The sequence below is a fragment of the Yoonia maritima genome, from assembly GCF_002933395.1.
In the GTDB taxonomy this organism is placed as follows: Bacteria; Pseudomonadota; Alphaproteobacteria; order Rhodobacterales; family Rhodobacteraceae; genus Yoonia; species Yoonia maritima_A.
In genome coordinates this window covers 136723-148071 of sequence record NZ_PKFN01000014.1, presented here as the reverse complement: position 1 = coordinate 148071, position 11349 = coordinate 136723, and the positions used below count along the sequence as shown (strand labels likewise).

At 52.7% G+C, this 11349-nt stretch carries 9 protein-coding genes, 1 tRNA gene and 1 pseudogene; 8 read left to right on the top strand and 3 right to left on the bottom strand.

Annotation, left to right across the window (positions count from 1 at the left end; genetic code table 11):
• Positions 1-79 precede the first annotated feature (79 nt).
• Positions 80-619 (bottom strand): annotated as a pseudogene (locus tag CYQ09_RS17615) (transposase); the annotation flags it as partial.
• 886 nt (positions 620-1505) lie between these two features.
• Here CYQ09_RS17615 and CYQ09_RS17605 point away from each other — a divergent pair.
• Both CYQ09_RS17605 and CYQ09_RS17600 read left to right on the top strand, forming a co-directional pair.
• Entirely contained in the window at positions 1506-4175 is a 2670-nt protein-coding gene (locus CYQ09_RS17605) for an ATP-binding protein (RefSeq protein ID WP_162617715.1), read from the top strand.
• Entirely contained in the window at positions 4129-4479 is a 351-nt protein-coding gene (locus CYQ09_RS17600; RefSeq protein ID WP_106746689.1) for a hypothetical protein, read from the top strand. Before CYQ09_RS17605 ends, CYQ09_RS17600 begins: the two co-directional genes overlap by 47 nt.
• Positions 4480-4830: 351 nt before the next feature.
• Here the strand turns inward: CYQ09_RS17600 and CYQ09_RS17595 are convergent.
• Positions 4831-4906 (bottom strand) — tRNA-Lys (locus tag CYQ09_RS17595).
• Positions 4907-4990: 84 nt separating this feature from the next.
• Here CYQ09_RS17595 and dapF point away from each other — a divergent pair.
• Genes dapF through CYQ09_RS17575 form a run of 4 tightly spaced genes read left to right on the top strand, consistent with a single transcriptional unit; the run spans position 4991 to position 8337 of the window.
• Positions 4991-5815: a diaminopimelate epimerase gene (dapF, locus tag CYQ09_RS17590; RefSeq protein WP_106746688.1), complete on the top strand. Its 825-nt coding sequence runs from the start codon at positions 4991-4993 to the stop codon at positions 5813-5815.
• Entirely contained in the window at positions 5803-7077 is a 1275-nt protein-coding gene (gene mtaB, locus CYQ09_RS17585; protein WP_106746687.1) for a tRNA (N(6)-L-threonylcarbamoyladenosine(37)-C(2))-methylthiotransferase MtaB, read from the top strand. Before dapF ends, mtaB begins: the two co-directional genes overlap by 13 nt.
• A complete protein-coding gene (locus tag CYQ09_RS17580) occupies positions 7077-7715 on the top strand; it encodes a glutathione S-transferase (RefSeq protein ID WP_239495994.1) in 639 nt (212 codons plus the stop codon). Before mtaB ends, CYQ09_RS17580 begins: the two co-directional genes overlap by 1 nt.
• A 19-nt stretch (positions 7716-7734) precedes the next feature.
• Positions 7735-8337, top strand: a complete 603-nt coding sequence (locus CYQ09_RS17575) for a glutathione S-transferase (protein WP_106746686.1) — start codon at positions 7735-7737, stop codon at positions 8335-8337.
• On the opposite strand, the gene CYQ09_RS17570 is transcribed toward CYQ09_RS17575, so the two are convergent.
• A complete protein-coding gene (locus CYQ09_RS17570) occupies positions 8338-8982 on the bottom strand; it encodes an outer membrane beta-barrel protein (RefSeq protein WP_106746685.1) in 645 nt (214 codons plus the stop codon). It lies immediately after the preceding gene.
• Between the two features lie 443 nt (positions 8983-9425).
• Here CYQ09_RS17570 and petA point away from each other — a divergent pair, with 443 nt between their 5' ends.
• A complete protein-coding gene (petA, locus tag CYQ09_RS17565; RefSeq protein WP_106746710.1) occupies positions 9426-9986 on the top strand; it encodes a ubiquinol-cytochrome c reductase iron-sulfur subunit in 561 nt (186 codons plus the stop codon).
• Between the two features lie 12 nt (positions 9987-9998).
• On the top strand, positions 9999-11339 hold the full coding sequence (locus CYQ09_RS17560; protein ID WP_106746684.1) for a cytochrome b: 1341 nt from the start codon (positions 9999-10001) through the stop codon (positions 11337-11339).
• Positions 11340-11349: the final 10 nt, after the last annotated feature.

Genomic DNA, 11349 nt, shown 5'->3' with positions numbered 1-11349 from the left:
TGGAAAAGCCCTGTCGCATTCGAACGGAAGGTGGCCTAAACGAGCACTTGGGGCGGCACGAAAGCGCGACAGGTCCAAACCTTGCCCCGATCTTGATAAGACGGCTCTGCATACTGCTCATCGACCAATCGGCGATCTCTTCTGGCAGGTCTGCACGCTTCAGGAAGCTGCCAAGATTGTAAGCTAGCGCATGAAGCTGGAGCCGCACTTCGTTATCGCGGAACCTTTTGCACGACAGTCGTTTCCAGTTGATAGCGTATTTGCCCTCCTTGATGTGCTGCTCTGCCGTGCCGCGCTGGTTGTAGAAGCGGATGACCCATCCGGGGTCCAAGGGCAGATTGGTGAAGACAAAACCAACACGCGGGAACAGATCACCGGGATGCCATACCACCTTGGCGATGACGCAGCGGGGCTTTTCCCATGACGCCGCCTGATACTCAAAGTCGTGATAGAAGCGGTGCACATAGTTGGGAGGGCGCCCCACAGCGCGCTTCAGCAGATGCGCGACCGCCTGTTGCAACGCAGCATTGCTCTTCAGCCGGATGGTGTAGAAATACCCTTCCCCTTCCAACGTCTCGTATAGTTCGGGGATGGCAAAGGCGGCAGGCCGCCTGCAGAAACCGCGAGCCGGAACTCGTCGGAGTTGGCCAGACTAACGAGCGCCTTGGTCACGATGCCGGTCTGCAAGGTCAAGCGAAGACGACCCGCATGGCGTTTCCGCGACAATGCGCGACGCCGCACGAAATCACACGATCTAAACATGAACATACGTTGCACACGACGCCCTACAACCTATGGAAATCACGTCCTAATCAATGCCATCCATCACCGGACGGCCGCATAGCACATTTTGCAATGGCCGCTTCTCGGGGGTTTTCAGCCGTTTGTGCAACTTGCAGCATTGATCGTATTGGGCTCGAAGCGGACTTGCGGCGGCGCGGCGACCACCTCACCTAGGCGAGGCGGTCATCTGGCAAGGACGGCCCGAAGCCGCCGTCCATGTCAATTCTTTTTTCTGATCGGGGTTCTGCAGTGCAGCGGAGGGGGCTGCATGTCGATGACTGTCTGAATGGAAAAATGTCGAGATTGCTCTGTTTCTTCCTGAACGTGTAGTGCTAGCGTTCGGATGAAAACAAATTGACCTGGTATCGAGGAAGTTTCGTCAATTGAGTAGCGATTTGGATTTTGGTGGAGCGCGGGGCTCAAACACGGGTGATGTATATCATGAACTTTGGGCCGTTCGTTCGGCCCTGAAGCTGTTAGACAGCACGAGCAAGCTAGAAGCGGTAACTGTGGAGGGTGTTCCATCCGCTGACGGTTCCGGTCACCAGTGGGACGGCGTAGACTGCACGTTACTGTACGGTGGAACTAGCATTCAGACGGCAGACCGCGTCACGATTCAACAGTTGAAGTATTCAGCGAGCGAACCGACAATATCATGGTCGCCCTCGAGAGCATGTTATGGGCCTTCATCCATCGACCCCTCATCGTCGCTCATGCGAGGTTTGGGTAATGCCTTCCGTGAGACAGTTAAGCTTAGAGAAGGCAGGCCAATCAGTGAAATTTCAGTAGAACTGGTGACCAATCAGCCTGTTTCCGACCTCGTTGTAAGCGCAATCAACAGAGCAAAGAATGACGGTGTTCCAAAGTCTTTCAAGACCAAGTGGCAGAGCGGCGGTGATAAACTGCACCGGTTAGTTCAAGCCAGTGGGCTGTCTCCGAAGGAATTTCAAGATTTTTCTATGTGCTTGAAGTTCGTCAGCCAAACAAACTCTCGTTTCCTTTTGGAAGAGAAGATGTTGATGGAGGTTTCAGCTTGGACAGAGTCAGAGTTCGCTGAAGTGGCTCTAAGGCTGCGAAATTTTATTCGAAACAAAATGATGATGCCTGAAACGGCTGGAGAGATCATAAACAAAGAGTCGGTTCTATTGCAGTTCGGCGTTTCTGAGATACGAGCATTGTTCCCATGCCCAGCAAAGGTCAAGCCGGTCACTGATCTTGTGCCGCGCGAGATTACAAAAGAACTTTGCAACTGCATCCTCGACAGTGATCAACGAATTTTGTTGCATGGATCAGGAGGTGTTGGAAAGAGTACAATTATTCAGGAGTTTCAGGGCCTTCTGCCTGAGGGTTCCGAAGTTATCGTATTCGACTGTTACGGTGCAGGGTCATATATGGATGCAAGCGCGATGCGCCATAGACCGCGCGATGCATTCGTGCAGCTGGCGAATGAACTTGCCAATCGTCTCAATATTCCCGCCTTCCTTGAGCCAAGATCGGGTTTGGACTTTGCGCGCGCATTTCACCGGAGACTGCTCTTAGCCTCCGAAGCACTTTCCAAAGTCAGACCCGAGGCGAGGCTCGTGATAGTCGTAGACGCTGCCGATAACTCAGTTAGTGCAGCGAATGCCCGTGTACCGAAAGAGGAGAGTTTTGTAGCTGAACTGATCTCGTTTGAAGATTTACCGAAGAACGTTGCACTTGTCATAAGTGCTCGGACCGGACGGCGGGACGATTTGCAGCTACCGAGCTCTTTCAAACCTTTCGAGTTACCTCCCTTTAGTCGCCCAGAAACTGCTGAATTCGTTGCTCATTTCTGGGAGGCGCCAGAAGAGTGGGTAGACGATTTTCACCGCCTCACCAATGGCACACCTAGGGTTCAGAACTATGCCTTTGGAAAAACTTCTAGCAATCCGAGCGAGGCGTTGGATCCCCTTCGGCCAAATGGCAAAACCTTAGAAGTTATTTTCCACGAGCAATTCGACGAAGCTGTGAAGAAAGCTGGAGGGGCAACCAAAGTCGAAGAAGCCTGTGCAGCGTTGGCAGTTCTACCGAGACCAATTCCAGTTGGGGAAATCGCGCATGTATTAAATTTGTCCGGTGCACAAGTTTTGGACATTTGCTCCGACTTAGAACCTGGTATCAGGGTTTCAGAAAACACCATCAGTTTCGCGGACGAGGATTTTGAACATTTCGCAGTCGTAAAAGGCCAAAAGTCGATACTTGGCGTTCGCTCCAAAGTCGCCCAGCGGATGCTGGCTCACTACCGAAATTCTGAATACGCCGCATTGAACGTCGTTCCGCTACTGCTGAAAGCCGAAATGGGAGCGGAACTGCTGGAGTTGGTAGAGAGCGAACCTGAACCCTTAGCTAGCAACGTACGGGACCCCGTACTCAGGATGGAGATAAGAAATCAACGCCTGACCAATGCTATAAGTGTCTGTCGATCCGCTTGCAATTTGGGGCAAGCAGTTCGGTTTGTACTGATTGGGGCGGAAGCGCTTGAAACAGACGACGCCACACGAAAAATACTGACAGATTTTCCAAATCTTACAGCCCGCTTTACAGGACCGACTGGCAGTAGGCTGATTCTCAGCGATCCAGATCAAGTTGAACAGCATGGCCCGCTTCTGTTGAGCGTTCTTTCTATGGAAGCGGAACTCGGAAACTTGAGCCAGGCTCGCGAGGTTCGCAGGCGAATTTCAGCATGGTTCAAAGTGCGAGAAGACGCTTTACGAGAACATGAGGAACAGTTTGGTCATGCATCCGGGTGGAGTATTGGTCCGGAAGACATGGCGAATGCACTTGTTGCTAGGGCATTGGAAGAGGGCGCTCAGTCCGCAATCCAACTATTCCGCCACTGGCCCATTGGGTTCGCGACGAGCGTTTCTCGCATCGCGATCAGAAGGTTGGTGGCAGATCAGCGCTTCGAAGTCTTGCAAGACATAGGCAATAGGCTCAGCCCACTGTTGGCACCATTTATATTGGTTCCGCTTCGACTGGCCGGGCAACCGGTTAATCTGAAAAAACTAGCACAAGGACTTAGGTTGCTATCTCGAAGGTATCCTATCTCGGCTAAAACTCTAGATGATCATGGCAACAGTAGCTCACTTAAACGAGCCATCTCAGAGGTGCTGCTTAACGGCGCTGAGGTGCTCGCGGCTCACAATACCGACCTAGAACTGGTCAAGGCGATCACAACTCCTCTCTCGATTGCCTCGGCAAGACGCATCGATAAGCTATATGACCACCAAACGAGGTTACTGGACGGCATACTGCGATCGTATTGCCTTCAGGAACTGTTGGTCTCAGGCAGTAGCTTCGTTGTTCGACAGTTTACGCGAGTTAGTGGCTCATGGGGTAATACTGGTTGCTGGTCAAAAAGAGATTCCTGAATATACAGCTGAAACTTTCGAACATCTCGCTGAAGAGGAACAGCAATTCATAATAGCGTTGGGTGGTTGGCTGAGTTTTCTGGAGCAGCAAAAACCAACGACTCCTGTCATCAATGTTGTCTTTAATGACGACGAGCAAGAAAAGAAGAAAGCTGAAAAAGAAGCGAATCTGGAAGGCTTAGAGCCTGAAGAGCGCTCTCGGGTTTTATTGTCTCAATCAATCGACGAACAGATCGAAAACTTGCGGAAGTTTAAGGCCCATTTACTCGGCAAAGTTGCCTCCGACGATTCATCTACGGTTTGAAAATAAGTCTGTAGCAACTAGTCATTTGCTGAAAATTCGCTTTCGCAGCGAACGACCGCTTCCCGCCCTCCCTGTAGGTCACTTGGGTTCCGCGGGGCGAACCTCGCGGAGTGTCCGCTTCCCTAGTTTGGCAAGGTTGATTTCGCGCTTGCAGAGAAGGTCCGGAATCCGCCGATGGTGCTCCTCGTTGTAGACGAGTCTCGTAGACCTGAGCTTTTGTGTGACTTGAGCAGAACCCATTTCTAGACCTCAAAAGAGCTGAAAATGGACAAAGTTCCAAACTGAGTGTCGAAAAGTTCCAAAACTGTGTCGAAAGTTCACAACTGACTGTCGTTCGACAAAAGGATAAAGTGGTGAGCCGTGATGGGTTCGAACCATCGACCTACTGATTAAAAGTCAGTTGCTCTACCAACTGAGCTAACGGCCCACTGGGCGCTAATTAGAAAGGTGGCACGCTAGGGTCAACCCCCAAATGTCATCTCGACTAGAATAGTATAAAAGACTCCACTATATGGCCGCTATGACCGCAAAAACTCAATCATATCTGCCGTTCATGAAGATGCATGGCCTAGGAAACGACTTTGTTGTCGTCGATGAACGGGGAATCACCCCACAAATTGACGCTACGTTAGCCATCGCAATCGCTGATCGGCACCGTGGAGTCGGATTCGATCAGCTTGCTGTTTTGTCCAATTCGCCGCATTCGGACGTGCATTTGACGTTTTGGAACAGCGATGGATCGACAGCAGGTGCTTGCGGGAATGCGACACGCTGTATTGCGCGGTTTTTGATGGATGAAACCGGACGCGATTCGCTGACCCTGACGACCGACCGCGGCACCCTTTACGCCAAAGACGCTGGAAATAGTCTGACCTCTGTTAATATGGGGCAGCCTCAATTGAACTGGAATGAGGTTCCTTTGGCACGTGACGTCGACACGCTGCGCCTACCGATTGACGGAGAACCCACCGCAACTGGCATGGGCAATCCGCACTGTACGTTCTTTGTGGATGACGCTGAAGCGATTGATCTAGCCGCGCGTGGCGCTGAGATTGAACACCATCCGCTATACCCAGAGCGCACGAATGTGCAGTTCGCAAGCCTTGTAGGGCCGGACCACCTGCGTATGCGGGTCTGGGAACGCGGTGTAGGGGTTACGATGGCATCTGGTTCGTCCTCTTGTGCGACAGCCGTGGCGGCTGCGCGTCGTGGGATCACTGGGCGATCCCTGCGCATTGATCTGGACGGCGGCACCCTAAATATCGAATGGCGCGATGACGGCGTTTGGATGACTGGTCCGACGGCACATGTCTTTGACGGGCAATGGCGGCTGTAATGGATATCAAAGCACCTAAATTCTCGAACCACGGTTGCAGGCTAAATGCTTACGAGGCCGAGGCGATGAAAGAGCTCGCGACTTCGGCAGGGGTCGAAAACGCGGTGATCGTGAATACCTGCGCCGTCACAGCCGAGGCCGTACGCAAAGCCCGCCAAGACATTCGCAAATTGCGCCGCGAAAATCCGGGTGCAAAACTAATTGTGACGGGCTGCGCCGCGCAGACCGAACCCGACACATTCGCTAAGATGTCCGAGGTCGATGTCGTTATCGGCAACACCGAAAAGATGAACCCGGCGACTTGGACCAACATGGCGCCCAATCTGATTGGGCAAACAGAGCCAGTACAGGTCGACGACATCATGTCCGTCACCGAAACAGCGGGCCACCTGATTGACGGCTTTGGTACACGTAGCCGCGCCTATGTTCAGGTGCAAAATGGTTGTGACCACCGGTGTACCTTCTGCATCATTCCATATGGTCGCGGCAATTCGCGGTCGGTGCCTGCTGGCGTTGTCGTTGATCAAATCAAACGGCTTGTCGATCGTGGATATAATGAAGTCGTTCTAACCGGTGTTGACCTGACAAGTTGGGGCGCGGATTTGCCTGCAGCACCCAAGTTGGGCGATCTTGTCATGCGCATTCTGAAACTCGTGCCTGACCTGCGCCGCCTGCGGATCAGTTCGATCGACAGCATCGAAGTCGATGAAAACCTGATGCAGGCCATCGCGACCGAACCCCGCCTGATGCCGCATCTGCACCTGTCGTTGCAGCATGGCGATGACATGATCCTGAAACGGATGAAACGCCGCCACCTGCGCGACGACGCCATTCAGTTCTGCGAAGATGCGCGAAAGCTTCGGCCTGATATGACCTTTGGTGCAGATATCATCGCGGGCTTCCCGACTGAGACCGAAGCACATTTCGAAAACTCGCTAAAACTGGTCCAAGATTGCGACCTGACATGGCTGCACGTCTTTCCGTATTCCAAACGCGAAGGAACGCCCGCCGCCAAAATCCCAACGCAAGTTAACGGAAAACTGATCAAGGATCGCGCAGCGCGTCTACGTGCAGCAGGGCAGGCGCAAGTTGATTTGCATTTGAACGCACAGATCGGCGCGACACATCACATCTTGATGGAAAACCCCCGGATGGGTCGGACGGAACAGTTCACCGAAGTGAGCTTCAAAACGGACCAACCCGAAAGCCAGATCGTTACAACACAGATCACTGGACGCGATGGTGTTCAGCTGACCGCGTAATGCCGATGCAAAGCCTTCCGATCCTGTGGTCATTTCGGCGGTGCCCCTATGCGATGCGCGCACGCCTTGCTATCCAGTCAAGCGGGCAACAGGTCGAACTGCGCGAGATCGTTTTGCGCAACAAACCAGCCCCGTTCTTGGAAGCCTCTGCGAAGGGCACCGTACCGGTATTGCAGCTACCTGACCGGGTGATAGACGAAAGCCGCGACATTATGATGTGGGCCTTGGGCCAAAGCGACCCCGAAGGGTGGCTGGATATGCCCGCCGAAGGGTTCGATTTGATCGCGACCTGTGAAGGGCCGTTTAAGAAAGCACTAGATCACACGAAATACGCTGTGCGTTTTCCCGATTTGGACGAATCCGAACAACGCGAAAAGGCGTTGGTGTTTCTAAGGGTGCTAAATGATCGACTGACAACGCATTCATTCCTCACGGGCGACAAACGGAGCCTCGCCGATATGGCAATTCTGCCTTTTGTCCGCCAATTCGCTAACACAGATCGCGCGTGGTTTGATGCGCAAGGTCTGGGACCACTTACTCAATGGCTTGATGATTTCCTGACGTCGGACCGTTTTTCCAGCATCATGACAAAATATTCGCCTTGGCAAGACGGACAGGATCAGGTCTTGTTCCCCTGAATTAACAAGGGGGTTAGCTATGCAACTATTGATGTCAGGTGCTTCGCCATTTGTTCGTAAGGCGCGCGTTGTTGTCCGCGAACTTGGGCTAACAGACCAAATCACCGAAGTCCCGATTAGCACAACCGCCCTTTCATCTGACCCAACCATCGTTGCAGCAAACCCTATCGGGAAAATTCCCGCGCTCGTTCGCGATGACGGGCCTGCGATCTATGATAGCCGCGTCATTACCCGTTTTCTGAACGATCACGCTGGCGGATCCTTGTATCCCGAAACCCGAATTTGGGAGATCCTGACACTTGAGGCAACAGCAGACGCCATTATGGAAGCAGCAGTCGCTATGGCCTATGAGGTGCGTCTGCGCCCAGAAAACGAACGGTCAACAGATTGGATCGAAGCGCAGTGGGCAAAGGCAAATCGCGGTATCGCTGCAGTGAATAACAAGTGGATGAGCCATCCAAACGGTCCGCTCAACATCGGGCAAATCGCAGTGGCCTGCGCACTATCATACGTGGATTTACGTCATGATGCGCGCGGCTGGCGGACCGGCAACAAAGCACTGGCCGATTGGCACGCAGCGTTTAGTCAGCGCGACAGCATGATTGCTACCGCGCCAGTCTAATCAAAAATTAAAGCTGACGCCCATATTCACGGCGTTGGTGAACACATCGGTTTCAATTGTGCCGCCGGTATCAAGGTCAGCCTTATTCGAAGAATACGTACCTTTGTATTCACCAAAGACCGACCACTGGTCGTTAATGGGGTAAGTCGCACCAGCAACCCAAGTCGCGGCAGGGCCAGTGACTTGATAGCCGAATGTCTCGGACGTGCCGTTTGTCACCTCAACATGAGGAATCGCAATACCAAGACCACCACCGACATATGGTGTCATATCGCCAAATGCGTGATTCCAACGGCGATACGCATTCACTGTCAACGTGTTCAAACCATCGGTGAATTCGAGAACATCATAACCCGCAGGCAGTTCACCTGCTTTGGGGTAGATTTTATTATGTGCGAAATCGAGCCCATAACCAAAGTCTTCATTCTTCCAACGTGTCGCGCGAATACCGTAATAGATCGGCGCGGATGATGATTTACCTTCCCAATCGATTGAAAAGTCATCATTTCCAATAACGCCATCGCGCACAGATACATCCGATGCCGGGGCAGATTGCACACCTCCATAAAAACTCAGCTCGATTTCAGCAGAGGCCACAGCAGGTGCTGCAATAAGGAGGACGGAAAGTGCGATCGCACGTGACATTGGAATTTCCTAGAATGTGAGTGGTGTAGAGCCGCCGTGAGCTGACGGAATTGAGTGTTCGCCTAAGATTGTCATGCCACACTAACAAGGTACCATTAAGGCAAGCTTAAAATTTTCAAACTGTAATGTGTCTGACACGCCACAAATTTAGCATCAAATTTCATGATGTCGGCGAAAATCGACCTGATCACGCGCAAAAGTGATCAGTACTCCGCCTATCTCTGCAAAATCGCGGGTCGAAATCACACCATCAGATATTGGAATCTTGTTTACGAAGTCTTGGTTGTTTCACAACAATAAAGGCCACAATGAACCCTGCGCCCTATTGTCCGCTGGACGGATCATGTTTTCATGGATAAACAGCGCCAGAATGGGCTGATGGAAACATTGGTCTGTCTTTCCCGTGGGCGATCGGCCCAATCAAAGAATCGGAGATGCAAGCCGTGTCACATGCAGACGATCATCAGGGCACACGCCGCGACTTTATATACTACGCAACCGCCGGGGCTGGTGTTGTTGCGACAGGTGCAGCGGTGTGGCCACTGGTCAACCAAATGAACCCTTCAGCTGACGTTTTGGCGCTTGCGTCGATCCGCGTCGATATTAGCGCTGTTGCGCCAGGCACGCAGTTGACTGTGCTGTGGCAAGGTAAACCCGTTTTCATTCGGTCACGTACCGAAGACGAAATCGCAGCGGCCCGTGCCGTTGATGTTTCCGAACTGCCTGACCAAGGCGCTGAAAACGCGAACCTCATCGGTGAGGCAGACGCCACAGACGAAAACCGCGCACTATCAGAAGACGGTACTTGGTTGGTTCAGATGGGCGTTTGTACGCACCTTGGCTGTGTACCTTTGGGTGAACAGGGTGATTTCGGCGGCTGGTTCTGCCCATGCCACGGTTCACACTACGACACTGCCGGTCGTATCCGCAAAGGTCCTGCGCCGCGCAACCTTCCCATCCCTGTTGCGTCTTTCGTAGACGAAACAACAATTCAACTCGGTTAAGGAGCGCGCACCATGTCTGGTATCCCCCACGACCATTATGAACCCAAGACTGGCATCGAAAAGTGGCTGCACACGCGCCTGCCGATCGTCGGACTTGTCTACGACACCCTGATGTTACCGACGCCTAAGAACCTGAACTGGATGTGGATCTGGGGCATCGTTCTGGCATTTACGCTGGTTCTGCAAATCGCCACCGGTATCGTTCTGGTGATGCACTATACGCCTCACGTTGATCTGGCGTTCGCTTCGGTTGAACACATCATGCGTGACGTAAACGGCGGTCATATGATCCGCTACTTCCACGCAAACGGCGCATCCCTGTTCTTTGTTGCGGTATACCTGCACCTTTTCCGCGGGCTGTACTACGGTTCTTACAAAGCACCTCGTGAGGTGACTTGGATCATCGGTATGTTGATGTACCTGATGATGATGGGCACCGCGTTTATGGGCTACGTTTTGCCATGGGGCCAAATGTCATTCCACGGCACAGCCGTTATCACTGGCCTATTCGGTGCGATCCCATTCATCGGTGAATCAATCCAGACATGGCTGCTTGGTGCATCTGCGGTTGGTCAGCCTGCGCTGAACCGCTTCTTCTCACTGCACTATTTGCTGCCATTCGTTCTGCTGGGCCTAACAATCGTTCACGTTTGGGCATTCCACACAACAGGCAACAACAACCCAACGGGTGTTGAAGTTCGCCGGACTAGCAAAGAAGACGCAGCAAAAGATACGCTGCCATTCTGGCCGTACTTCGTGATCAAAGATCTGTTCGCGCTGGCTGTTGTTCTAGCTGTATTCATGGCGATCGTTGGCTTTATGCCAAACTACCTTGGTCACCCAGACAACTACATCCCTGCGAACCCGCTCGCGACACCGTCGCACATCGTTCCTGAATGGTACTTCCTGCCATTCTACGCGATCCTGCGTGCGTTCACTGCGGACGTTTGGTTGGTTCAGCTTGTAAACTGGGTCAGCTTCGGCATCATCGATGCGAAATTCTTTGGGGTTCTGGCGATGTTCGGCGCGATTGCTGTGATGGCGCTGGCACCTTGGTTGGATACATCATCGGTTCGTTCCGGTCGTTACCGCCCAATGTTCAAATGGTGGTTTGCACTGCTGGCATTCGATTTCTTGGTTCTGATGTGGGTCGGCGCAATGCCAACTGACGGCATTTACCCATACATTTCGTTGATCGCGGCGACTTACTGGTTCGGTTACTTCCTCGTTCTTCTGCCATTGCTTGGCGTGATCGAGAAACCGCTGCCACAGCCTGCAACCATCGAAGACGACTTTAACGCGCACTACGCGCCGAAAGCTGGGGCGTCTGCCTCTGCGAAATCGGCCGAGTGAGAAAGGACCA